The sequence below is a fragment of the Marinicauda algicola genome (genome assembly GCF_017161425.1).
GTDB classification, from domain to species: Bacteria; Pseudomonadota; Alphaproteobacteria; order Caulobacterales; family Maricaulaceae; genus Marinicauda; species Marinicauda algicola.
Window position 1 is genome coordinate 795146 of sequence record NZ_CP071057.1, and the last position, 22337, is coordinate 817482.

A 22337-nucleotide genomic window follows, 5' to 3' on the forward strand; every position below is an offset into this window, starting at 1 on the left:
CAATGCTTCGTACTCTTCCCGCCCATGTCGGCGCGCGCATGCGCGTCCTCTTCGCCGCCCTGATCCTCGCGGCCGGCCTGTCCGGCGTGGCGAAGGCCCAGGACGTGCTGGTGATGAACGAGGCGCGCATTCTCACCGAGAGCGCCGTCGGCCAGCACATCACGTCGCGCATCGAGGCGATCGGCAACGAGATCAATACCGAACTCGCCCCCATCCGCGAGGAAATCCGCACGGAAAGCGAGGCGCTCAATGCCGAGACGGCTTCGCTGACCGAAGAGGCGATCCAGCAGCGCCCCGACCTCATGCAGCGTTTCCAGGCGCTGCAGGCGCGCGCTCAGCAGTTCGAACAGCTGCGCCAGGTGCGTCAGCAGGAACTGCAGGTCACCGAGCGGCGCGCCTTCGCGCCGGTGATCCAGGCCCTTCAGAGCATCCTGCAGGAAATCGTCACCGAGCGTGGCGCTGCCGTGCTGCTCGACCGCTCCGAAGTCGTCTATGCGGCTGATCGCGTGGACATCACGGCGACGGCGATCGACCGGCTCAACCAGCGCATGACCACCACTCCGGTCAACCGCGTCCGCCTCTCGGTGAACGAAGCCGGGGAAGTGCAGATCTCCGAAGACCAGTAGGCACAGGCGAGTCCATGGCGGCCGATCCGCGGTTCTACGACGCATTGGGCCCGGTTTCGGCCGCCGAGATCGCTGAGATCGTCACCGGCGAAGTGATTGGCGAGCCGCGTGAGGTCCACGCCATCGCCGCACCGGCCCAGGCCCGCCCGGGCGATCTGTTCTTCCTGTCCGATCCGCGCGATGCCGATCATGTCGGCGGCGAGGGGGCGATCGTCCTGGTATCGGACCGGGATGCGGCCCGCAGGCTCGCCGAGCGCGGCCATACCGCGATCTTGACACCGGGCCCGAAGGTAGGACTCGCCAAAGCCGCGGCCCGCCTTGTGCGTCCCCGGCCGCATATCGGCGAGGCGCTGATCTCGCCCGAGGCGGTGATCGACCCCGCCGCCTGCCTGTCACCGGGGTGTATCGTCGGGCCTGGCGCACGCATTGCGCCGGGAGCGCAGATCGGCGCGGGCGCGGTAATCGGGCCGGGCGTCGAGATCGGCCAGGATACCCGGATCGGCGCGCGCGCCGTGGTGAGCTTCGCTCTGGTCGGGGCAAGGGTCGAAATCGGGTCCGGCGCAGTCGTGGGCGAAACCGGCTTCGGACTGGCCTACGAACGCGGCGAAATGCTTACCCTGCCTCATGTCGGCCGCGTGCTGATCGAGGACGAGGTGACCCTGGGGGCCAACGTCACCGTCGATCGCGGCATGTTCGAGGACACCCGGCTCAATCGTGGCTGCCGGATCGACAACCTCTCCCATATCGCCCACAACGTCGAGGTCGGCGAGTTCACGGTGATGGCGGCCTTCGCGGGAATTTCCGGCAGCGTGCGGCTCGGCCGCGGCGTCCAGTGCGGCGGGCGAACCGGCGTGGCCGACCACCTCTCGATCGGCGATGGAGCGCGCCTAGCCGCGGACAGTGCCGTGATGCGCGACGTCCCCGCGGGGGAGACCTGGGCGGGTTCACCTGCCCAGCCGATCCGCGAATTCATGCGCGAGATCGCCTGGCTGCGCCGGGAGAGCGCGCGTTCGCGCAAGCGCGGGGAAGGCGGCGGCAGCGGCGCCTAGACAGCGGCAAGCGTCGCCGGTAGCAAGGCTGCACCTGAATGCGAGGAGCGCCTGAATGGCTTCGAAGATCCACCCGACCGCAATCGTCGATCCGGAGGCCTCGATCGGCGAGGATGTAGAGATCGGCCCGTACTGCATCGTCGGGGCCAAGGTGGTTATCAAGGCGCGCACCCGGCTGATCTCCCACGTCACGATCTACGGCCGCACCGAGATCGGCGAGGATTGCGCGATCTATCCTTTCGTCGTGCTCGGTTCGCCGCCGCAGGACTTCAAGTACAAGGGAGGCGATGTCAGCCTCGTCATCGGCCCGCGCAACACGCTGCGCGAACATACCACCATGCATCTGGGCACCGAGAGCGGACGCGGCGTCACGCGGATCGGTGCCGACGGCTACTACATGGTCGGCTCCCACGTCGCCCATGACTGCATCGTCGGCGACCGCGTGGTGTTCGCCAACAATGCGACGCTCGGCGGCGGGGTGACGCTCGGCGACTATGTGATCATGGGCGGGCTCGCGGCGATCCACCAGAATTGCCGGGTCGGCCGCCATGCCTTCGTCGGGGCCGGCTCGTCGGTAACCGGCGACGTCATCCCCTACGGCATGGTCGACAATGACGGCTGGCTGGCCGGCCTCAACCTGGTGGGCCTCAAGCGTCGTGGCTTCAGCCGTGACGTCATTCACGACCTGCGTGCGGCATATCGCATGATCTACGCCACGGAAGGCAAGTTCACCGAACGCGTGGAGGACGCTGCCCGCCTGTTCGGCGAGCGCGAGGAGGTGCGCGAGGTCATCGCCTTCATCCAGACTCCGGCTGCGCGGCCGCTGTGCACGCCGCAGATGCGCTAGCGCCATGGCCTGGTCGCGCCTCGGTCTGATTGCGGGCGGCGGAGACTTGCCTCGCACGCTTGCCCGGGCGAGCCGCGGGGAGGGGCGGCTCGGTCATGTCGTGGCACTCGAGGGCTTTGCAGATCCCGCGGATTTTCCGGGCGCCAGCGTCCGCGGCATCGGTCAGATCGGCCACATGATCTCCGATTTGCGCGGCGCGGGCTGCGACTCGGTCTGCTTCGCGGGCCTGGTACGGCGGCCCGACTTTCGCACGTTGAAGCCGGACTGGGAGGGTATGAAGCTCCTGCCGCGCGCACTCGCCGCTGCCGCACGTGGCGATGATGCGCTGCTTCAGGTGATCGTCTCGGCCTTCGAGCGGGCAGGTTTCGCAGTCATCGGTGCGCACGAGGTCTCCGGCCGGCTGCTCGCGCCTGCCGGCCCGCTCGGGGCGCTTGCACCGGACGATGCCGCCATCCGCGGCGATATCGCCAAGGCGATGGAGATTGCCGCGCAGATCGGCGCACTCGACATCGGGCAGGGCGCGGTCGTCTGCGACGGTCTCGTGCTCGCCGTCGAGGCCCAGGAGGGCACCGACGCCATGCTGGCGCGCGTCGCAGCGCTTCCCGAGAGCGTTCGCGGCACCCCGGCGGCACGCCGCGGGGTGCTCGCCAAGCGGCCGAAGCCGCAGCAGGACGTGCGCATCGATCTTCCCACGATCGGCGTCTCCACGGTGGAAGGTGCGGCCCGGGCCGGCCTTGCCGGGATCGCCGTTCCGGCCGGCGGTGCGCTCGTCGTGGATGCCGGCGCCGTGCGCGAGGCGGCTGATGCGACGGGCCTGTTCGTCGTGGGCCTGGCACCGGACGCGCTCGACGGGGACGGCTCATGAGCGGGAAAGACCGGCCTCTTCGCCTCTTTCTCGTCGCCGCGGAGACTTCAGGCGACCTGCTCGGCGCCGATCTCGCCCGCGCCCTGAAGGCGCAGCGCCCGGACATCGTGCTCGCGGGCGTCGGCGGCGAGGCGATGGCGGAAGAGGGGATCGTCTCGCCCTTCGACATTTCCGACCTGTCCATCATCGGCCTCGTCGAAGGCCTGAAGATCCTGAAGATCGTCAAGCAGCGCGCCGAGGAAACGGGCGCGGCCGCCGAAGCCTTCCGGCCCGATGCCGTCGTACTGATCGACAGCTGGGGCTTCATGCTGCGCGCGGCCTGGCGAATCCGCGAGCGCCTGCCCGACGTACCGCTGATCAAGTATGTCGGCCCCCAAGTGTTCGCGACCCGGGCCGGCCGGGCCCGCGTGCTGGCCAAGGCGACGGACCATCTTCTCGGCATCCACCCCTTCGACCCGGATTACTTCGAGCCCGCGGGCCTGCCCACAACCTTCGTCGGCAACCCGGCGCTGGAGCGGCTGAAGCCCGGCGACGGTCCGGCCTTCCGCCGGCGGCACGGGATCGATCCCGATGTACCCGTCCTGCTCGTGCTGTTCGGCAGCCGGCGAACGGAGATCGACCGGCTCTACGACCGCTTTGCCGAAGCCGCGGCGACTGTCCGCGCCCGCCATCCGGGCATGAGGCTGGTGACGGTCATACCAGGCTCGGTCGCCGAGAAGGTCGAAGCGCTCCTGCAGGGAGACGAGCGGTTGTCCGGCATCATCGCGGTACGCGGCGGCGAACGCGCGGATGCCTTCTCCGCCTCCGACGTCGCGCTCGCCTGCTCGGGTACGGTGACGCTGGAACTTGCCCTGTGCGGGGTACCGACGGTCACAGGCTACCGGCTCGACTGGCTATCCTGGGCCATCGCGCGCGTCCTGCTGATGCGTTCGCGCTATATCAGCCTGGTCAATATCGCGGCGGACGAGGAGCTGATCCTGGAATATGTCCAGACGCGCTGTACGCCCGGGATGCTCGCGGACGGCGTGGAGACGCTGCTGCGCGATCCCGCTCGCCGGGCGGAGATCTCCCGGCGCCTCGTCGAGCAGACGCGCGAGATGAGAGGCGAGGGCGGCTCGCCCTCGGACAATGCCGCGGCCAAGGTGATCGAGATCGCCGAACGGGTATGAAAAAGCCGGCGCCCCTGGGAAGCGCCGGCTCTTCCTTCTTGATGAGGGGCGATCGTTCTAGCGCTTGGAAACCGGCACGTAGTCGCGCTCGGTCGCGCCGGTGAAGACCTGGCGGGGACGGCCGATCTTCTGGCTCGGATCCTCGACCATCTCGCTCCATTGCGCGATCCAGCCCGTGGTGCGGGCCAGGGCGAACAGCACCGTGAACATCTCGGTCGGAAAGCCCATCGCCTTCAGCGTGATCCCCGAATAGAAGTCGATATTCGGGTAGAGCTTCTTCTCGACGAAATAGTCGTCCTCAAGGGCGATGCGCTCCAGTTCCATCGCGACCTGCAGGAGCGGCTCCTGGCGCGCGTCGAGCTCGTCGAGCACCTGGTGGCAGGTCTCGCGCATCACCTTCGCGCGCGGGTCGTAATTCTTGTAGACCCGGTGACCGAAGCCCATCAGGCGGAACGGATCGTCCTTGTCCTTGGCCCGCTTGATGTACTCGGGGATCTTGTCGACCGAGCCGATCTCGCGAAGCATGTTGAGCGCGGCCTCGTTGGCGCCGCCGTGCGCCGGGCCCCAGAGCGAGGCGATGCCCGATGCGATGCACGCGAACGGATTGGCCCCCGAGGAGCCGGCAAGACGCACTGTCGAGGTCGAGGCATTCTGCTCGTGGTCGGCGTGCAGGATGAAGATCTTGTCCATCGCCTTGGCGAGCGTGGGAGAGACCTCGTAGGGTTCGGCCGGCACCGCGAAGCACATGCGCAGGAAGTTCGAGGCGTAGTCGAGTTCGTTGAGCGGGCTGATGAAGGGCTGACCCACCGAATACTTGTAGGCGCGCGCCGCGATCGTCGGCATCTTGGCGATCATACGGTGGCTGGCGATCTTGCGGGCCTCGGGATCGTCGATATCGATGGAGTCGTGATAGAAGGCCGACAGCGCCCCCACCGTCGCGACCATTATGGCCATCGGGTGCGCGTCGCGGCGGAAGCCCCGGAAGAACTGGTCGAACTGGTCGTGCAGCATGGTGTGCCGGCGGATCGTCCAGTCGAAGTTCTTCAGCGTGGCGGCATCGGGCAACTCGCCATGCATCAGCAGGTAGGCGACCTCGATGAAGTTCGACTGTTCGGCCAACTGGTCGATGGGATAGCCGCGGTAGAGCAGCGTACCTTCATCCCCGTCGATATAGGTGATCTGGCTCTCGCAGCTCGCCGTGGAGGTGAAGCCGGGATCGAAGGTGAAGACGCCCGCCTTCCTGTAAAGCGTGCGAATGTCGATGACGTCGGGCCCGATCGAGCCGCCGAGGATAGGCAGTTCGTAGGTCTCCCCGTTGATCCTGAGCTCGGCGGTGCCTTTCTTTTCGGCCTTGTTTTCCATCTTCCAACCCCTTCGTCTCGAGGCAATCCGCGATTGCCGGGATGGGCGCCGTATCAGTGAGGGCGGCGCCGTCGATTGTCTAGACCTGATCGTCCAGGCGGGCGAGGCTTTCCTCTTTGCCCAGGACGGCCAGTACGAAACTCATGTCCGGTGCCGGCGCACCGCCGGTGAGCGCGGCGCGAAGCGGCATGCCCACCTTGCCGAATCCGACCTCCTCGTCCTCGGCGAAGCGCTTGAGTGCCGCGCCGAGTTCCGGCTCGTTCCAGTCCCCGTGCCGCGCCAGAACCTCGCGCAGCCGCGACAGGCGCGCACGCGCCTCATCGTCGAGGGCCTTGGCGGATTTTCCTTCCAGCGCGATCGGCCGGGGGCGAAGCAGAAAATAGACCTGCTCCTCGAGTTCGGCGAGGGTTTTCGCGCGCTCCTTCAGCAGTCCCATCGCCGCCCGCACCCAGGCGCGTGCCGCCTCGTCGGTGCGCAGGCCCTCGCGGGCCTCGAGGCGCTCGAACAGCAGGGCGGTGAGGCGGTCGTCGTCGGCGCGCTTCATGTGGAAGGCGTTGACGCTCGCCATCTTGTCGAAATCCAGCCGGGCGGGCGCCTTGTTGAGCCCGTCGAGATCGAAGGCCTGCACCATCTCCTCGTCGGTGAACAGCTCCTTGTCGCCCTTTGCCCAGCCAAGGCGCAGCAGATAATTGCGCAGGCCCTCGGGCAGATAGCCCATGTCGCGATAGGCCTCGACGCCGAGCGCGCCATGGCGCTTGGACAGCTTCTTGCCATCGGGCCCGTGAATCAGCGGGATGTGCGCGAACACCGGCACGTCCCAGCCGAGCGCCTCGTAGATCTGGTACTGGCGCGCGGCGTTCGTCAGGTGATCGTCGCCGCGGATGATGTGCGTGACGCCCATGTCGTGATCGTCCACGACGACGGCGAGATTGTAGGTCGGCGTTCCGTCGGCGCGCAGCAGAACGAGATCGTCGAACTCCTTCGCCGCCCAGCGGACCTCGCCCTGCACCTCGTCCTGGATCGTCACGCCGGTCTCGGGCGCGCGGAAGCGGACGGTGTAGGCCGCGCCGGCCGGTGCGCCCGAGGCGTCGCGGTCGCGCCAGGGCGAGCGCAGGGCGCGGCCTTCCTTGAAAGCCTCTTCACGCAGGGCCTCGACCTCCTCGGGGGTGCAGAAGCACTTGAAGGCCCGGCCCCTGGCAAGAAGCGCGTTCACGGCCTCGCGATGGCGCTCGACGCGTGCGAACTGCGAAACCGGCTCGCCATCCCAGTCGAGACCGAGCCATCGCAGCCCATCTATGATCGCCTCGATCGCCGCATCGGTGGATCGCGCCCGGTCGGTATCCTCGATGCGCAGCTTGAACTGCCCCCCGTGATGGCGCGCGAAGAGCGAGCAGAACAGTGCGGTGCGGGCCCCTCCGATATGGAGATAGCCGGTCGGGGAGGGCGCGAAGCGGGTGATGACGGTCTGGCTTTGTTGCACTTGCGAAATCTTGCTGCGCTGCGGTGGAAGCCGGTTCATTAGCATGCGAGCGCCAAAAAGGGATAGTGTGCGCCTGAACTCTTTTGCGGGCAGCACGAATGGGCCCTTCCTTGACGGTGCGGCGCGTGCGGCTTCAGGCGGCGATGGCCGGCCTGATGCGCCGGCATGGCGAGCGCCTGCGCGCCCTGGCGGGCGAGTTCACCGAGGCCGGTCCGCCCGATCCGCGCCGGCTCGTATTATGGGCGCCGGTGGCACTCGGGGCCGGAAGCGCGGCCTATTTCGCTCTGCCAGCCGAGCCGCCCCACGGCGCACCCGCCGTCCTCTGCGCGCTCGCGGCCGCCCTTGTCGTCTGCAGCCTCTTCCTTCGCGCCTTTCCCCGCATCTTCTATTCCTGCGTTCTCGTGGCCCTGATGCTGGCGGGTGCCGGCATGGCCCAGCACCGGGCCAATTCTCTTGCCCCGCCCGCCATCGAGATCTCCGACCGGGCGCGCACGGTGGACGCCTGGATCGAGCGCGTCGAGCGCAGCGGCGCGCGTGAGCGTCTGGTGCTGCGGGTCATCAGCCTGGAAGGGGCCTCGCAGGCACCGAAGCGGGTGCGCGTGCGCGCCGATCTCGGGGAATTCGAACCGGGCGATCTCGTGCGCGTGCGTGCGGTGCTCGACCGGCCCGCGGGACCGGCTGCGCCGGGCGGCTACGATCCGGCCCGCGCCGCCTGGTTCGACGGCCTGGCCTTCACCGGCTTTGCGATCGCACGGCCCGAACGCCTGGTGCTGGAGGAGGCGCCCGACCGGTTCGAGCGCGGCTTCACGAAATGGCGCTGGCATCTGGCCGGGCACATACGCGAGGTCGCTGGGCCGCACACCGGAGGCATCGCCGCAGCGTTGCTGACCGGGGACCGGTCGGGGGTGGGCGCGGAGGACGCCGAGGCGCTGCGCCTGTCGGGATTGGGCCATATCCTCGCGATCTCGGGCCTGCACATGGCGCTGCTCGCCGGCGCGGTCTATTTCGCCGCGCGCTTCGCCTTCGCCGCGATCGAGCCCTATGCGCGCGCCCACGACCCACGAAAGCCCGCCGCCCTCGTCGCGCTTCTGGCGGCCGCCGGCTATCTCGTGCTTTCCGGGGCCTCGGTCTCGACGCAGCGCGCCTTCGTCATGACCGCTGTCGTGCTGGTGGGGGTGTTGCTCGACCGGCGTGCCTTCTCGATCCGCTCGCTTGCCCTGGCTGCACTTGCCGTCCTGCTGCTCGCGCCCGAGAGCGTCATCGAGGTCGGGTTCCAGATGAGTTTCGCGGCCGTGGCCGCCCTCATCGCGAGCTTCGATCTCTGGCAGCGCTGGCGCGGGCCGGTCATCACGGAGCGCACCTGGTTCACCCGGGCGCGCGGCGCGTTCTACGGGCTCGCGGCCACTTCGCTCATAGCCGGCTCGGCGACCGGGGCCTTCGCGGCCTTCCACTTCCAGCGCCTTGCCGCCTACGGCTTCTTCGCCAATCTCCTGGCCATGCCGGTCTTCACCTTCTGGGTCATGCCCGCCGGGGTGGCCGCGCTCGCCGTGATGCCCTTCGGGTTCGACGCGCCCTTGCTGCGGGCCATGGACTGGGGCCTGCGGATCGTGCTGGAGATCGCGCACCGCACGGCGGACGCGGATGGCTCGGAGATGAGGGTGAACGCCGCGCCGGGTCTTGCCATCGCCTTGTTCGGGCTCGGATTCGCGCTGGCCACGATCGGCCGGGGCCTCGCGCGGCTCTACGGGCTCGGCCTGTGTATGGCGGGCTTCGCGGCCTGGAGCCTTGCGAGCCCGCCCTCCATGCTGGTCACCGACAGCGGATCGGTCGTGGCCCGCTTCGCGCCGGCGGTGGCGGAACCGGCGGCGCAAGGAGGCTGGAGCGTCAGCGACCGGCGCCGCGGCCGCTTCGACACCCGGGTCTTCCTGCAGCGAGTCGGCGAATCGGATTCCGCGCCCGGTCGGGCACAGCTCGCGTGCGACACGCTCGGCTGCACCGGAAGGACGCTGGACGGGCTTCTCATCGCCTTTACCGCGAGCGGACAAGCGCTCGAAGAAGACTGTGAACGCGCCGACATCATCGTCTTCGACGGTGTGGTGTCGCCCTACCAGCAGCGCAACTGCGCCGCGCTCGTCCTGGACGCGCCGGAGCGCGAGAGGCTGGGATCGGCCGAGTTCTGGGTCCGGGACGGCGAGGTGATGCGCCTGCGCGGCGCCAATACCGAGCGCGGCGAGCGGCCCTGGACGGTCCCGCCCGAGGGTTAGAAATAGCGCCGGATGAGCCCGACGAGCCGGCCCTGCACGCGCACGCGGTCGGGGCCGAAGATGCGGGTCTCGTAGGCCGGGTTCGCCGCTTCGAGCGCGATCGAGCCGCCCTTCTTGCGCAGCCGCTTCAGCGTGGCTTCCTGATCGTCGACGAGCGCGACCACGATATCGCCCGTGCCGGCATCGTCGCAGCGCCGGATCACAACGATATCGCCGTCGAGAATGCCGGCCTCGATCATCGAATCGCCCTGGACCTCGAGCGCGAAATGCTCGCCGCCGGAGAGCATGTCGGGCGGCACGGGCAGACGGTCCTGCTCATGCTGGATCGCCTCGATCGGCACGCCGGCCGCGATGCGGCCGAGCACCGGGATCTCCACCGTTTCCGGACCGCGCTCGCCGCGCGCGCCGAAATCGGCCTGCACGACATTGCCGCCCCCGGCCGCCGGCACCTTCGGCGCGGCGGAATCGGGCAGCTTGAGCACTTCGAGGGCGCGGGCGCGATGGGGCAGGCGGCGGATGAAGCCGCGCTCCTCCAGCGCGCTGACGAGCCGGTGGACGCCGGACTTGGAGGCGAGATTGAGCGCGTCCTTCATCTCGTCGAAGGAGGGCGAGACGCCATCCTCGCTGAGACGCTTGTGGATGAAGAGCAGGAGCTCGTGCTGCTTCTTGGTGAGCATGGCCGCCTCCGCGTGAGGAACAAAACCGGAAACTGTAGGGGATGTTCTATGCCTGTTCCGCCGCGAGGTCAAGCGCAGCCGGACGAAAACCGCGGTTCAGGCGAGCAGGGCGCGGGTGGCGGACTCCACATCGTCCTGCCTCATAAGGCTTTCCCCGACGAGCAGGGCGCGTGCACCCGCCTCGGCGACCCGCGCGACATCGGCCGGTGTGAACAGGCCGCTCTCGGCGACGAGCAGGCGCTCCGCGGGAACCATGGGCGCCAGCGATTCGAAGGTTTCGAGACGGGTCTCGAAGGTGCGCAGGTTGCGGTTGTTGACACCGATCAGCGCGGCTTCGAGATCGAGCGCGCGCTCCATCTCGGCCCGGTCATGGACCTCGACGAGCGCGTCCATGCCCCAGCGGGCCGCTTCATCAAGGAGGGCACGCGCGGTCTCGTCGTCCACCGCGGCGAGGATGACGAGGATGCAGTCGGCGCCCAGCGCCCGCGATTCGGCGACCTGCCAGCGCGTGTACATGAAATCCTTGCGCAGGACGGGAAGCGAGGTGGCGGCCCGGGCCGCGCGAAGATAGCTGTCATCGCCCTGGAAGCTCGGCGCGTCGGTCAGCACCGAGAGGCAGGCCGCGCCGCCCGCCTCATAGGCTTTCGCCAGCGCCGGCGGATCGAAATCGGCGCGGATGAGACCCTTGGACGGGCTCGCCTTCTTGATCTCGGCGATGAGGGCGGGCCGTCCTGCCTGCGACCCCGTCACCAGGGCATCGAGAAACCCGCGCACGGCCGGGGCGGCGGCGGCGGCCCTTTCCAGCTCGCCATAGGGCAGGGCGGCTTCGCGCGCCTTCACGTCTTCGCGCTTGTAGGCCTCGATGCGGGCGAGCACGTCGCTCATGGCTGACCCTCGTTGGTGATTTCGACCAGGCGGAACAGGGCCCGCCTCGCTTGGCCCCCGTCGATCGCCGCGGCCCCGCGCTCGGCGCCTTCCTTCAGCGTGTCGGCCTTGCCGGCAAGAATCAGCGCGGCGGCGGCGTTGAACAGCACGATATCGCGATACGCGCCCGGCGCACCGTCGAGCAGGGCCTCGAGCGCAAGGGCATTGAACTGCGGATCGCCGCCCTTGAGATCGTCGAGGCTCGCGCGCTTCAGGCCCGCGTCCTCCGGTGTCACGGTGAAACTGCGAATCCCGCCATCCGGCGTGAGCTCGGCCACGCGGCTCTCGCCCGTCGTGGTCAGCTCGTCGAGCCCGTCGCTGCCGTGGACGACCCAGGCGCGCTCCGCTCCGAGGTCCTTCAGCGCCTGCGCCATAGGCTCCAGCCAGCGCGCATCGAACACGCCGAGCAGCTGGCGTTTCGCCCCTGCCGGATTGGAGAGCGGACCCAGCAGGTTGAAGATCGTGCGCACGCCGAGGATCCGCCGGGCGGGTCCGACATGGCGCACCGCGCCGTGATGGGCCTGGGCGAAGAGAAAGCCGACACGGGCCTCCTGCAGGGCCTTCTCCACCTTGGCCACGGGCGCGAAGAGATTGACGCCGAGCGCCTCGAGGATTTCCGCCGAGCCGGATCTGGAGGAGGCTGCCTTGTTGCCGTGCTTGGCGACCGTCGCGCCGGCGCCTGCCGCGACCAGGGCCGCCGCGGTGGAGATGTTCCAGGTCCCGCGCGCGTCTCCGCCCGTGCCGCAGGTGTCGATGGCGTCCGCAGGCGCCTGGACCGGCGTCATGCGTGCCCGCATGGCGCGCGCGCCGACCACGAGCGCCTCGGGCGTCTCGCCGACCGCGGCCAGCCCGACGAGGAAGCCGCCGACCTCGACCGGGTCGGCTTCGCCTTCCATCAGGGCGTCGAAGGCGGCGCGAAGCTCGCCGGTTTCCGGCATGCGCCCTTTCGCGAGAGCCTGTATCGAGGGCGAAAGCGCACTCATGCCGGCTGCTTGACCGGCAGCCCGGCGATCTTGAGGAAGTTGGCGAGCAGCTGGTGTCCGCTGTCGGAGGCTATGCTCTCGGGATGGAACTGCACGCCGTGGATGGGGCGGCTCGCGTGAGCCAGTCCCATGATCTCCCCGTCCGCGGTACGCGCCGTGACCTTCAGCGGCGTGCCTTCGGGCAGATCGACGGCCAGCGAATGATACCGCGTGGCCGTGAACGGATTGGCCAGGCCCTTGAAGACGCTCGTGCCGTCATGCTCGATGGGACTGGTCTTGCCGTGCATGATCGATTTGGCCTGCACCACCTTCCCGCCGAAAGCCTGGCCGATCGCCTGGTGTCCCAGGCAGACGCCCAGAATGGGCAGCTCCTCGGGTGCCTGCGCGATGAGGTCGAGACAGATCCCCGCGCGGTCGGGATCGCAGGGGCCGGGGCTGATCACCACGGCCGCGGGCGTCATCGCCAAGGCTTCGTTAACGCTGAGCGCGTCATTGCGGACCACGCGCACCTCGCTTCCCAGTTCCTGGAAATAGTGAACCAGGTTGAAGGTGAAGCTGTCGTAATTGTCGATCAGCAGGAGCATGGCTTGGCCGGACCCTCTCACGCGCGAAGGGCGAAGTTAGGCGAGGCGGCAGGCCGCGCCAAGAAGGCCGACTCACGCTATGCAGTCGCCATGATGCGCTCCGCTGCTTCCGCACCCCATCTCGGCGCTGCGCTCGCCGCCGGACTGATCGTGGCGACCGGACTCGCCTTCCGCGCCGGCGCGCAGGGCGGAGAGCCCGTGACGCGCAGCGCCACCGAACCCGGACAGATCGTGAGCGAACTGCAGATACACCCGCGGTCGCAGGGCGTTGACGAGGAAACTTCCGCCACTGCGTCAGCGGAGGCCGCGATTGCGGCCCGGCCCATGCTGGCGGTGATCATCGACGATGTCGGCCTCGACACGGCGGCGGCCGAGCGTTTGCTGGCGCTGGAGATGCCGCTGACGGTGTCGATCCTGCCCTACGCGGCCGAGGCTCCGGAAGTCGCCGCCGCGGCGCGCAGGGCGGGCAAGGAGGTTTTCCTGCACCTGCCGATGGAGCCGGTCGGCCTCGACGATCCGGGCCCGCTCGCCCTGACGGGCCATCACAGCGGACAGGACCTGAGCGTACGCGCCGAATGGGCGCTCTCGCGCGTGCCCGGTGCGAGCGGGTTCAACAATCACATGGGAAGCCGGCTGACCGCCGATGCCCAGGCGATGGACCGGCTGTTCGCCTCCCTTTCCGGCCGCGGACTCGTCTTCGTGGATTCCCTCACCAGCCCGGACAGCGTCGCCGGGGCGCGTGCGCGGGCGGCCGGCCTGACGGCCCTGCGCCGCGACGTCTTCCTCGATCACGACGCCGCGCCCGCGGCGGTCGCGGCTGCGCTGGAGGAGGCTCTCGATCTCGCCGCGGAGCGCGGTTTCGCGGTCGCGATCGGTCATCCGCACGCGACCACGCTCGATGCGCTCGAAACGCTCTCGGCCCGGGCCGATGCCGCCGGGATCGAGCTCGTCACGGCAGGCGCGCTCGCCGCGCGCCTCCGGCCGGCGGCGCGTTCCTAGGACACACCGGCCTCGCGCTCGCAATAGGCCGCCTCGTAGCGCTCGTGCAGCGTCCAGAAGGAGTCCGGCTCGGCGTCCTCCAGGCGGGATCTGAGGATGTCGAGATGGGTGTGCCAGCCGGCGAGGATGCCGAGCCTTTCCTCGCTGTCGGTGATTCCGGTCTGGGTCAGCACGAGCTTCACGCGCTCGTCATAGGTCTCGGTCAGCTCGAAGGTGACCTCGGTCCCGTCCCAGGTGTGTGCGAAGGCGTGCGGCGGCTCGTAGCGCGTGACCTCGCCGCTGAAGCGCATGCCCTCGAATTCCTTGAAGCGTTCGGGGACGTCCTCGCTCGCCGCGGAGAGCCGGCTGTTGCGGAAGATCATCTCGATCGTGCCGCCCTCGCGGTGCTCGACCAGACCGCCGGCGAGCCAGGTCTCGCGTTTTCCCGGCTCGGTGAGAAAGCCCCAGACCCGGTCGATCGGTCCGGGCAGGAGCCGTTCGAACCTTATGGTGCGCGGTTCGACCCGCTTGCCGTACTCGCTCATGTCTCGTCCTCCTCACGCAAAGCCGCCTCGAGGGCATCGAGCCGGCCGCTCCAGAATTTCTCGTACCGGCGCAACCACTCGCTAGCGCGTCTCAGCGGTTCGGGTTCCAGCCGGATGGCGTGGGTGCGCCCGCGCACCGTGCGCGCCACGAGCCCCGCCTTCTCCAGAACCTGGACGTGCTTGGACGCCCCGGCAAAGCTCATGTCGAGCGGGGCGGCGAGCTCGCCGATACTGTGCTCCCCGGTTTCGAGCGCGGCCAGCATGGCGCGCCGCGAGGGATCGGCGAGGGCGTGGAATACGCGATCGAGTGGTACGGTAACTTCAACCATGTGGTTGAAGGTAAGAGGGCGCGATCGAACAGTCAACCGAATAGTTGAACGAGGGGACTCAGGCGAAGCGCCAGGCTTCTGCGGCGGCGCGGAAGAGGGCGCGGGCCTTGTTGACCGATTCCATGCGCTCGGCCTCGGGATCGGAATCAAGGACCACGCCGCCGCCGGCCTGAACGTGCATGCGCCCGTCCTTCACGATCGCCGTGCGCAGCGCGATGCAGGTGTCGAGCCCGCCGCCGGCTCCGAAATAACCCACCGCGCCGGCATAGATGCCGCGGCGATGGGGTTCGAGCTCGTCGATGATCTCCATCGCGCGCACCTTCGGCGCGCCCGAGACCGTGCCCGCGGGGAAGCCGGCGAACAGGGCGGAGACCGCGTCCTCGCCCTGTGCGAGCCGGCCCTCGACGTTGGAGACGAGGTGCATGACGTGGCTGTAGCGCTCGATGATCTCGCGTTCGGTCACCTTCACCGTGCCCGGCGCGGCGACGCGGCCGACATCGTTTCGGCCCAAATCGAGGAGCATGAGGTGTTCGGCGCGTTCCTTGGGATCGGCCCTGAGATCGGCCTCGTAGCGCGCATCGCTGTCGGGCGTCGAACCGCGCGGCCGGGTGCCGGCGATGGGGCGGACCGTTACCTTGCCGTCGCGCACCCGCACGAGGATTTCCGGGCTCGAGCCGACGATCTGGAAGCCGCCGAAGTCGAAATAATAGAGGAAGGGCGAGGGGTTGGTCCGCCTCAGCGAGCGGTAGAGCGCGAACGGGGGCAGGGCGAAGGGCGCGGAGAAGCGCTGGCTCGGGACGACCTGGAAGATGTCGCCGGCGCGGATATAGTCGCGCGCCGCCTGGACCCGGGCATGGAAGTCCTCCGGCGTGGTATTGGACTCCGGTTCCGCGACGTGCCCGGACGGTGCCGACTGGCGGTGCCCGGGGGCGGGGGCATCGAGCCGGTCGAATACCGCCTCGATGCGGCGGGCGGCGGCCTCCACCGCGTCCTTCGCCGACAGGTCCTCGCGCGGGCGCACCGGCGCCGCGGCGAGGATTTCCTGCGCGAGGGCATCGAACACCACCATCACCCGGGGGCGTACCAGCACCGCCTCGGGCGTGCCGAGGGGATCGGGAGCGGCAAGGCTGGGCAGCGTCTCGACCTGGCGCACCATGTCGTAGCCGAGATAGCCGAACAGCCCGGCCGAGAGCGGGGCGAGCCCGCTCGGCATGTCGAGGGCGGATTCGGCGATGAGGCGCTTGAGGGATTCCAGCGGCGGCTCGCCCGCCGGTGCGAACCGATAGGGCAGCTGGCCGGGGGCCGGCGCGCGCGCAATCTCGGCCTCTCCCTCGCGGCAGCGCCAGATCAGGTCGGGATCGAGCCCGATCGCGGAATAGCGGCCGCGATAGGCTCCGCCCTCGACGCTCTCTAGCAGGAAGGAGTTCGTCCCGGCCCCGGCACCGGCGAGCTTGAGATAGGCCGAGACCGGCGTCTCCAGATCGTCGACCCGGCGCGCGGTGAGCAGGACCGGCTTGCCGCTTTCCAGCAGCGATCGCGCGGTCGCCAGGTCGGGCGTGAACGCGGACATGGACTCTATTGCGGCGCCGACCGGCCGAGCGCCTGGTCGATGATGTCCGGGTTGCGCCGGATCTCGTACTCGTTCAGCAGCCCGCTCTGGACGAGCTGCGAGAGATCGGCTTCCAGCCCCTCGCGCACGCCCTGCAGCGTCTCCGGCGGCACCGGCCCCTCGGCGGGCGGGATGATCTCGGTCACCACGGCGATCGCCTGCGTGCGCTGGTCACCGGCACGGGTCTCGAATGGCTCGCCCTGTCCCATGCCAAAGGCTTGCTGGACCATCTGCTGACTGAAGGGCCCGGCCGTCTCGGTGCGCAGGAGGGTCGCGACCTCGACACGCGCGCCGGCGCCGAGTTCATCGGCGATGGCGTTGAGGCTCTCGCCGGCGGCGACGCGCGCCATGGCGGCCTCGACCTGTTCATGGAGACGATCGTCGACCTGGCGGAAGCGCCAGAAGGTCTCGGCCTCGTCGCGCACGTCCTCCACTTCGGGCAGGTGCGCGGGCTCGATCGCGTCGACGCGGACCACGAAATACCCCCCATCGCCATAGGATGTCAGGTCGCTGTCGAAGCCCTCGGGCAGTTCGAAGACGGCGGTGAGGATCTCAGCTTCGTCGGCCAGCCCCTGAACCGCGAACCCCTGAGCGCTCGCGCCGGACTGCGCGACGAAATCGAAACGCTCGACCGGTATTCCGGCTTCGGCGGCGGCCTCGCTCAAGGTAAGGCCCGCGGCGCGCTGCTCCTCGAACACGGCGAGCTTGTCGAGCACCACTTCCTCGGCTCGATCTGCAGCGAGATCCTCGAACAGGGCGTCACGTGCCTCATCGAAGCTCGGCGCAACCGGGTCCGATGCGGCGTCGACATAGACCACGCGCCAGCCCAGGCGCGCCTCGATCGCCGCGGCCTCGCCCCGGGCAAGGCCGAAAGCGGCATCGGCGATCGCGCTGTCGGGAATCTCGTAGCCCTGGACGTCGTCGAGATCGACGGGCTCGCCGAGGCCGAACTCGTCCGCGACCGCTGGCGGCGCGGCGCCCTCGTTCAGGCGCGCTGCCGCGGCTTCTGCGGTCGCCTGATCGGGAGCCGCCCAGTGGCGCAGCGAGCGCGTCGCGGGCTCGGCAAGCTCTCCGTTCTCCAGCCGCACCTCGTAGAGCTGGCGCAGATCCTCTTCGGGCACCTCGACGTCGTGCAGGACCAGGTCGGGCGCGGTGCGCACCAGGGTGAAGCGGCGCAGCTCCGGTCGCTGGAAGAAGCGCTCGTTCTCCGTGATGAAGGCGGACAGCTCCTCGGTGGTCGGTTCGGGAACGTCTCCGGCCAGGCTCGGCGACAGGAACAGCGCTTCGATCGTACGCCGCTCGTTGGTGAACGCACGTCGGGCCTCACCCATCACCTCGGGCGCAGCGATGCCGGAGAGGAGCGGCATGACGAGCTGCCTGCGCACCAGATCCTCGCGAACGCTTGCCTCGAACTCGGCCTCGGTGAAGCCGGCGTTCGACAGCGCCTGCGAATAGGCCTGCCGGTCGAAGCGCCCGGTAAACGGATTGTTGAAGGCCTCGATGGCGCTGATCGCCTCGCGCACCTCTTCGCTCGGCACGGCGAGACCCAGGGCGTTCGCCTTCGCGTCGACCGCTGTTTCCGCGATGAGCTGATTGAGGACCTGCTCCGGCAGGCCGATCTCCTCCGCCTGCTCGGCGGTGAAGCCGGGACTTTGCTGCTGTATCTGCCGCAACTGGCGGGTCCATGTGGAGGCGAGCTCGCGTGCGCTGATCTGCTCGCCGCCGACGGTGACGGCCGCAGTGGAGCCGACACGGAACACGTCGGTGACCCCGAACAGGGCGAACGCGGCCAGGAGCGGCACGATGATGATCAGGACCGCCACAGGCGAGCGGGCGAGCGAACGGATGGCTGCGAGCATGACGTGCGGCGCCGGTTTCGGCGCCTCCCCGGGCAAGACGATTTCAGTTGCGCGCGAACCTAGCGGGGAGCGCCGGGGCCAGCAAGCGGGCGCTGCGCCCGGCGGTGCCGCGCGTTGCCCCGCCCGGTCGGCGCTGCTATCGCTGCCGGAAGACCCAGCCGACCGGAGGAGAGGGGCCGTGCGCCGCAAGCTGATCGCCGCAAACTGGAAGATGCACGGTCTTTCGGACGACCTGTCGTGGATCGACGCGTTCCGCGAGGCGCTCGGCGAGGCGCATGACCGCGACATTCTGGTGTGCCCGCCTGCGACGCTTCTCGCCGCCTTCACGAAGGCGTGCAGGGATGTCGGCATCGCGACCGGCGGGCAGGACTGCGCGGCGGCGCAGGAGGGTGCGTATACCGGTGACATCTCGGCGCGGATGATCGCGGATACGGGCGCGCGCTACGTCATCGTCGGCCATTCCGAACGCCGCGCCGGCCATGATGAACGCGACGTGCATGTGCGTGCCAAGGCCGCCGCAGCCCTCGAGGCCGGTCTTGTCCCGATCGTGTGCGTCGGCGAGACGCTGGAGCAGCGCGAGGCCGGCGAAGCCATTGCGGTCGTGACCAACCAGCTCGGGGCGAGCCTGCCGGAGGCGGCAGGAGCGCAGGGCGTGGTGATTGCCTACGAACCGGTCTGGGCCATCGGAACCGGGCGCACGCCGAGCCCCGAGGATGCCGAGGCAATGCACCGGGCGATCCGCAAGGTCTTTCCGGGTGAAGGCGCGATGTTGCGCATCCTTTATGGCGGCTCGGTCAAACCGGAGAATGCCGGGGACTTCCTGTCCCGGGCGGAAATCGACGGGGCCCTGGTGGGCGGGGCGAGCCTCGATCCGGAAGGCTTCGCACGTATCGTTAACGCTGTATGGTAATTCGATTTTCATCAATCGCATGGAGACTTCGGGGCTGAGTTCGAACGAGCAGCCCGGGGCGAAGCTTCATGGCAGGACTTGACTACAAGCGGGCGACGGCGGTCGTGTTCGATCCCGTGCACGTCAATCTGCGCACCACGCGCTACGCGCTGCACGAACTCGGCTTCCGCGACATCGAGAGCATCGGCTCGCTGGCCGAACTGCGCCGCCGCCTGGACGAGAAACCGTGTCACCTGCTGATCGTCGAGACGGCGCAGAACGAGGCCGAGGTCTTTCGCCTGGTCCGTGCGATCCGCTCGGGCGAGGTCGCCACGAATCCGTTTCTCGCCATTCTCCTGACCTGCTGGGCACGCGACGGGGGTGTGTTGAAGCAGGCGATCGGGTGTGGCGCGGACGACGTCATCATCCGTCCCTTTTCCACCGCCTTCGCCGAGGAACGCATCCGTACCCTGGTCAAGGCGAGGAAGCCGTTCATCGTGACGAGCGACTATATCGGCCCCGACCGGCGTCGCGACTCGAACCGGGACAGCGGCAGCGTCAAGCCGATCGAGGCGCCCAACACGCTGAAGGCGGCCGTGGAGGGGGACGAGGACGAGATGAACCGGGCCGCGGCCTGGATTCGCGAGGCCCAGCAGACCGTCGAGCACGAGCGCCTGCGCCGGCTGTGCATGCGCATCGTGGTGGGCATGGAGGTGGCGGTGCGCGAGAAGCAAGCCAATCGCGAACCGCAGCTGGACATCGGCGACCTCGAGCGCTCGGCGAAGGAGCTGCGCATGCGCCTGAGCCGGGCGAAGGCCCGCGAGGCGGGCCGGGTCGCCCAGGCGCTTACCGAGGTCGTTGAATCGCTCAAGACGCCGGACGGATTCACCAGCTCCAATCTCGGGCTCGCCAAGGAGCTCGCCATGGGCGCCTATGCGGCCTACGCCGGCGGCGATGGCGATTCGGGAATCCCGGGTGCGGGCGACGAGATCGAGCGCACCGTCGAAGCGCTCCGGAAACGGATGAAGGCGCAACAGCAGAACGGTGGTGGCGCAGAGGGCGACGCTGAGCTAAAACGCGCGGCGAGTTAGACGCCGGCCCCTCGGCCCGGCGCATTTCAACGCGTGAAGCGAGCGCCATGACCACAGTTCTCCTTATCGTGCACCTCCTGGTGGCCGCGGCCCTCGTGGCCGTCATTCTCATGCAGCGCTCCGAAGGCGGGGCGCTCGGCATCGGGGGCGGGCCCGGCGGGATGATGAGCGGGCGCGGGGCGGCGAACCTCCTGACGCGCACCACCATGATCCTCGGCGCCGTCTTCGTGATCAACTCGATCTTCCTGGCGATCGTCTCCGGCGTGGATGCGACCGGCCGCTCGGTCTTCGACGAGGAGCAGATCGAGGAGGGCTCCGACACGATCGAGGGCCTTTTCGGCGATGCCTTCACCCAGGAGGGCGGCGAGTTGCCCGCCGTGCCCGACGGCGAGGCGCCGACCGAGGAGGACACTCCCGCTGTCCCGTCGGAAGAACCGGCCGAAGAGCCTGACTCACCAGAGGTTCCGGGCCGCTAGAGGGCCCGGCCACCTGCGAAAATCCGCCGAATTCTGCCGCGGCCAGTACGCTAGCCGCTTCCGCCCTCGTTGATTCTGCGCTAAGCCGAGTGCCCATGCCGCGATATATCTTCATCACCGGCGGCGTGGTCTCCTCGCTTGGAAAAGGCCTCGCCTCAGCCGCCCTCGGAGCGCTCCTTCAGGCGCGCGGATACAAGGTCCGCCTGAGGAAGCTCGACCCGTATCTCAACGTGGACCCGGGCACGATGAGCCCGTATCAGCACGGCGAGGTCTTCGTCACCGACGACGGGGCGGAGACCGATCTCGATCTCGGCCATTACGAGCGATTCACCGGCGTGAATGCCGCGCAGAGCGACAACATTACCACCGGGCGCATCTATTCCAGCATCATCGAGCGCGAGCGGCGGGGCGACTATCTCGGCGCGACCGTTCAGGTGATCCCCCACGTCACCGACGCGATCAAGAATTTCGTCCTGTCCGATGCCGGAGACGTCGATTTCGTCCTGTGCGAGATCGGCGGCACGGTCGGCGATATCGAAGGGCTGCCCTTCTTCGAGGCGATTCGCCAGCTCGGCCAGGAACTCGGCCGCGACAATGCGATCTTCATCCACGTTACCTTGCTGCCTTTCATCAAGGCGGCCGGGGAGATGAAGACCAAGCCTACCCAGCACTCGGTCAAGGAGCTGCGCTCGATCGGCATCCAGCCCGACATCCTGCTGTGCCGCTGCGAGATTCCGATCGATCCGGGCGACAAGCGCAAGATCGCCCTGTTCTGCAACGTGCCGGAGAATGCCGTCATCGAGGGCCGCGACGCGGCTTCGCTCTACGACGTGCCGCTGGAATATCACGCCCAGGGCTTCGACAAGGTGGTGCTGGAGCGTTTCGGCCTGACCGACGCACCCGAGCCGGACCTGTCGCGCTGGCAGGAGATCAGCCGTGTCGTCCACGCCCCCGACGGGGAGGTGACGATCGCGATCGTGGGCAAGTACACTGTGCTGATCGACGCCTACAAATCCCTGATCGAGGCGCTTCTCCATGGCGGCATCGCGAACGGCGTAAAGGTCAAGCTGCGCTGGCTGGATTCCGAGCAGTTCGAGAAGGCGGATGCCTTCTCCCCGCTCGAGGACGTGCACGGCATCCTGGTGCCTGGCGGCTTCGGCGAGCGCGGGGCGGAAGGCAAGATCGCCGCTGCGCGCTTCGCGCGCGAGCGCAAGATTCCCTATTTCGGCATCTGCTACGGCATGCAGATGGCCGTGCTCGAAGCGGCGCGAAATCTCGCCGGCATCAAGCAGGCCACGAGCTCGGAGTTCTCCGCCAAGGGCGTGCCGCTGGTGGGCCTGCTGACGGAATGGCTGAAGGGCAACGAGCTTCAGCGCCGCACCGCCGAGGGCGATCTCGGCGGCACGATGCGCCTCGGGGCCTATCCGGCGGTGCTGAAAGAGGGCACGCGGGTGCGCGAGATCTATGGCGCGGAGCAGATCTCCGAGCGTCACCGCCACCGCTACGAGGTCAATATCGACTATCGCGGGCAGCTCGAGGCGGCCGGGCTCGTCTTCTCCGGCATGTCCCCGGACGGCGTGCTCCCCGAAATCGTGGAATACGCAGACCATCCCTGGTTCATCGGCGTGCAGTTCCACCCCGAATACAAGTCGCGCCCCTTCGAGCCGCACCCGCTGTTCAAGAGCTTCATCGGCGCGGCAGTGGAGCAGAGCCGGCTGGTCTAGGGCTGCC

Annotated in this window: 21 protein-coding genes; 11 read left to right on the forward strand and 10 right to left on the reverse strand. The window is 68.7% G+C overall.

The annotated features are described in order from the left end of the window. Window positions 1-2 precede the first annotated feature (2 nt). From JW792_RS03930 to lpxB, 5 genes are read left to right on the forward strand one after another with little or no spacing between them, the layout of a single operon-like run. Complete coding sequence (locus tag JW792_RS03930; protein ID WP_135997388.1) at window positions 3-626, forward strand: OmpH/Skp family outer membrane protein; 624 nt, start codon at window positions 3-5, stop codon at window positions 624-626. A 14-nt stretch (window positions 627-640) separates the two neighbouring features. After that, the gene (gene lpxD, locus JW792_RS03935) at window positions 641-1675 is read left to right on the forward strand and encodes a UDP-3-O-(3-hydroxymyristoyl)glucosamine N-acyltransferase (protein WP_135997389.1); all 1035 of its coding nucleotides are present in this window, start codon (window positions 641-643) and stop codon (window positions 1673-1675) included. 55 nt (window positions 1676-1730) lie between these two features. Continuing rightward, on the forward strand, window positions 1731-2522 hold the full coding sequence (lpxA, locus tag JW792_RS03940; RefSeq protein WP_135997390.1) for an acyl-ACP--UDP-N-acetylglucosamine O-acyltransferase: 792 nt from the start codon (window positions 1731-1733) through the stop codon (window positions 2520-2522). A 46-nt stretch (window positions 2523-2568) separates the two neighbouring features. Next, on the forward strand, window positions 2569-3387 hold the full coding sequence (locus JW792_RS03945; RefSeq protein ID WP_241095052.1) for an LpxI family protein: 819 nt from the start codon (window positions 2569-2571) through the stop codon (window positions 3385-3387). Further along, the gene (gene lpxB, locus JW792_RS03950) at window positions 3384-4556 is read left to right on the forward strand and encodes a lipid-A-disaccharide synthase (RefSeq protein ID WP_135997392.1); all 1173 of its coding nucleotides are present in this window, start codon (window positions 3384-3386) and stop codon (window positions 4554-4556) included. The genes JW792_RS03945 and lpxB overlap by 4 nt, the downstream gene beginning before the upstream one ends. Window positions 4557-4613: 57 nt before the next feature. On the opposite strand, the gene gltA is transcribed toward lpxB, so the two are convergent. Beyond that, window positions 4614-5918 (reverse strand): citrate synthase, encoded by a 1305-nt coding sequence (gene gltA / locus JW792_RS03955; RefSeq protein ID WP_135997393.1) that lies wholly within the window; start codon window positions 5916-5918, stop codon window positions 4614-4616. A 79-nt stretch (window positions 5919-5997) separates the two neighbouring features. Continuing rightward, entirely contained in the window at window positions 5998-7437 is a 1440-nt protein-coding gene (gene gltX / locus JW792_RS03960) for a glutamate--tRNA ligase (RefSeq protein WP_135997394.1), read from the reverse strand. A 59-nt stretch (window positions 7438-7496) separates the two neighbouring features. Here gltX and JW792_RS03965 point away from each other — a divergent pair, with 59 nt between their 5' ends. Then, window positions 7497-9662: a ComEC/Rec2 family competence protein gene (locus tag JW792_RS03965; protein WP_135997395.1), complete on the forward strand. Its 2166-nt coding sequence runs from the start codon at window positions 7497-7499 to the stop codon at window positions 9660-9662. On the opposite strand, the gene lexA is transcribed toward JW792_RS03965, so the two are convergent. The 4 genes from lexA to JW792_RS03985 all read right to left on the reverse strand — a co-directional run bounded on the left by lexA (window position 9659) and on the right by JW792_RS03985 (window position 12830). Beyond that, window positions 9659-10339 carry a transcriptional repressor LexA gene (gene lexA, locus JW792_RS03970; protein WP_135997396.1) on the reverse strand — a complete coding sequence of 227 codons (681 nt, stop codon included), beginning with the start codon at window positions 10337-10339 and terminating at the stop codon, window positions 9659-9661. The genes JW792_RS03965 and lexA overlap by 4 nt on opposite strands. A 96-nt stretch (window positions 10340-10435) precedes the next feature. Further along, window positions 10436-11224 carry an indole-3-glycerol phosphate synthase TrpC gene (gene trpC / locus JW792_RS03975; protein WP_135997397.1) on the reverse strand — a complete coding sequence of 263 codons (789 nt, stop codon included), beginning with the start codon at window positions 11222-11224 and terminating at the stop codon, window positions 10436-10438. Then, a complete protein-coding gene (gene trpD, locus JW792_RS03980; RefSeq protein WP_135997398.1) occupies window positions 11221-12246 on the reverse strand; it encodes an anthranilate phosphoribosyltransferase in 1026 nt (341 codons plus the stop codon). Before trpD ends, trpC begins: the two co-directional genes overlap by 4 nt. Then, complete coding sequence (locus JW792_RS03985) at window positions 12243-12830, reverse strand: anthranilate synthase component II (protein ID WP_135997399.1); 588 nt, start codon at window positions 12828-12830, stop codon at window positions 12243-12245. Before JW792_RS03985 ends, trpD begins: the two co-directional genes overlap by 4 nt. Before the next feature lie 90 nt (window positions 12831-12920). Here JW792_RS03985 and JW792_RS03990 point away from each other — a divergent pair, with 90 nt between their 5' ends. After that, the gene (locus JW792_RS03990; RefSeq protein WP_135997400.1) at window positions 12921-13829 is read left to right on the forward strand and encodes a divergent polysaccharide deacetylase family protein; all 909 of its coding nucleotides are present in this window, start codon (window positions 12921-12923) and stop codon (window positions 13827-13829) included. Here the strand turns inward: JW792_RS03990 and JW792_RS03995 are convergent. The 4 genes from JW792_RS03995 to JW792_RS04010 are packed head-to-tail and all read right to left on the reverse strand — an operon-like array spanning window position 13826 to window position 18150. Then, a complete protein-coding gene (locus JW792_RS03995; RefSeq protein WP_135997401.1) occupies window positions 13826-14353 on the reverse strand; it encodes an SRPBCC family protein in 528 nt (175 codons plus the stop codon). The two genes, JW792_RS03990 and JW792_RS03995, sit on opposite strands and share 4 nt — an antisense overlap. Then, the gene (locus JW792_RS04000; RefSeq protein WP_135997402.1) at window positions 14350-14682 is read right to left on the reverse strand and encodes an ArsR/SmtB family transcription factor; all 333 of its coding nucleotides are present in this window, start codon (window positions 14680-14682) and stop codon (window positions 14350-14352) included. The genes JW792_RS03995 and JW792_RS04000 overlap by 4 nt, the downstream gene beginning before the upstream one ends. Before the next feature lie 58 nt (window positions 14683-14740). After that, window positions 14741-16252 (reverse strand): anthranilate synthase component I, encoded by a 1512-nt coding sequence (trpE, locus tag JW792_RS04005; RefSeq protein WP_135997403.1) that lies wholly within the window; start codon window positions 16250-16252, stop codon window positions 14741-14743. 5 nt (window positions 16253-16257) lie between these two features. Beyond that, window positions 16258-18150, reverse strand: coding sequence for a SurA N-terminal domain-containing protein (locus JW792_RS04010; RefSeq protein WP_158291654.1), 1893 nt, complete (start codon window positions 18148-18150; stop codon window positions 16258-16260). 178 nt (window positions 18151-18328) lie between these two features. Between JW792_RS04010 and tpiA the strand changes: the two genes are divergently transcribed. The 4 genes from tpiA (at window position 18329) to JW792_RS04030 (ending at window position 22330) form a co-directional block, all read left to right on the forward strand. Then, window positions 18329-19060, forward strand: coding sequence for a triose-phosphate isomerase (gene tpiA / locus JW792_RS04015; RefSeq protein WP_241095054.1), 732 nt, complete (start codon window positions 18329-18331; stop codon window positions 19058-19060). Between the two features lie 68 nt (window positions 19061-19128). Beyond that, window positions 19129-20130, forward strand: a complete 1002-nt coding sequence (locus tag JW792_RS04020; protein WP_135997406.1) for a response regulator — start codon at window positions 19129-19131, stop codon at window positions 20128-20130. A 47-nt stretch (window positions 20131-20177) separates the two neighbouring features. Continuing rightward, window positions 20178-20606 carry a preprotein translocase subunit SecG gene (gene secG / locus JW792_RS04025; protein WP_135997407.1) on the forward strand — a complete coding sequence of 143 codons (429 nt, stop codon included), beginning with the start codon at window positions 20178-20180 and terminating at the stop codon, window positions 20604-20606. 95 nt (window positions 20607-20701) lie between these two features. Beyond that, window positions 20702-22330, forward strand: a complete 1629-nt coding sequence (locus JW792_RS04030) for a CTP synthase (protein WP_135997408.1) — start codon at window positions 20702-20704, stop codon at window positions 22328-22330. Window positions 22331-22337 lie beyond the last annotated feature (7 nt).

What these genes read in the sequence shown, in the direction of transcription:
- JW792_RS04010 (WP_158291654.1), bottom strand. Translation starts at nt 18,150, where the DNA reads ATGCTCGCAGCCATCCGTTCGCTCGCCCGCTCGCCTGTGGCGGTCCTG.
- trpE (WP_135997403.1), bottom strand. Translation starts at nt 16,252, where the DNA reads ATGTCCGCGTTCACGCCCGACCTGGCGACCGCGCGATCGCTGCTGGAA.
- JW792_RS03995 (WP_135997401.1), bottom strand. Translation starts at nt 14,353, where the DNA reads ATGAGCGAGTACGGCAAGCGGGTCGAACCGCGCACCATAAGGTTCGAA.
- JW792_RS04030 (WP_135997408.1), top strand. Translation starts at nt 20,702, where the DNA reads ATGCCGCGATATATCTTCATCACCGGCGGCGTGGTCTCCTCGCTTGGA.
- lexA (WP_135997396.1), bottom strand. Translation starts at nt 10,339, where the DNA reads ATGCTCACCAAGAAGCAGCACGAGCTCCTGCTCTTCATCCACAAGCGT.
- gltA (WP_135997393.1), bottom strand. Translation starts at nt 5,918, where the DNA reads ATGGAAAACAAGGCCGAAAAGAAAGGCACCGCCGAGCTCAGGATCAAC.
- trpC (WP_135997397.1), bottom strand. Translation starts at nt 11,224, where the DNA reads ATGAGCGACGTGCTCGCCCGCATCGAGGCCTACAAGCGCGAAGACGTG.
- secG (WP_135997407.1), top strand. Translation starts at nt 20,178, where the DNA reads ATGACCACAGTTCTCCTTATCGTGCACCTCCTGGTGGCCGCGGCCCTC.
- JW792_RS04000 (WP_135997402.1), bottom strand. Translation starts at nt 14,682, where the DNA reads ATGGTTGAAGTTACCGTACCACTCGATCGCGTATTCCACGCCCTCGCC.
- lpxB (WP_135997392.1), top strand. Translation starts at nt 3,384, where the DNA reads ATGAGCGGGAAAGACCGGCCTCTTCGCCTCTTTCTCGTCGCCGCGGAG.
- JW792_RS03965 (WP_135997395.1), top strand. Translation starts at nt 7,497, where the DNA reads ATGGGCCCTTCCTTGACGGTGCGGCGCGTGCGGCTTCAGGCGGCGATG.
- lpxA (WP_135997390.1), top strand. Translation starts at nt 1,731, where the DNA reads ATGGCTTCGAAGATCCACCCGACCGCAATCGTCGATCCGGAGGCCTCG.
- JW792_RS03990 (WP_135997400.1), top strand. Translation starts at nt 12,921, where the DNA reads ATGATGCGCTCCGCTGCTTCCGCACCCCATCTCGGCGCTGCGCTCGCC.
- JW792_RS03930 (WP_135997388.1), top strand. Translation starts at nt 3, where the DNA reads ATGCTTCGTACTCTTCCCGCCCATGTCGGCGCGCGCATGCGCGTCCTC.
- JW792_RS04020 (WP_135997406.1), top strand. Translation starts at nt 19,129, where the DNA reads ATGGCAGGACTTGACTACAAGCGGGCGACGGCGGTCGTGTTCGATCCC.
- trpD (WP_135997398.1), bottom strand. Translation starts at nt 12,246, where the DNA reads ATGAGTGCGCTTTCGCCCTCGATACAGGCTCTCGCGAAAGGGCGCATG.
- JW792_RS03985 (WP_135997399.1), bottom strand. Translation starts at nt 12,830, where the DNA reads ATGCTCCTGCTGATCGACAATTACGACAGCTTCACCTTCAACCTGGTT.
- lpxD (WP_135997389.1), top strand. Translation starts at nt 641, where the DNA reads ATGGCGGCCGATCCGCGGTTCTACGACGCATTGGGCCCGGTTTCGGCC.
- gltX (WP_135997394.1), bottom strand. Translation starts at nt 7,437, where the DNA reads ATGAACCGGCTTCCACCGCAGCGCAGCAAGATTTCGCAAGTGCAACAA.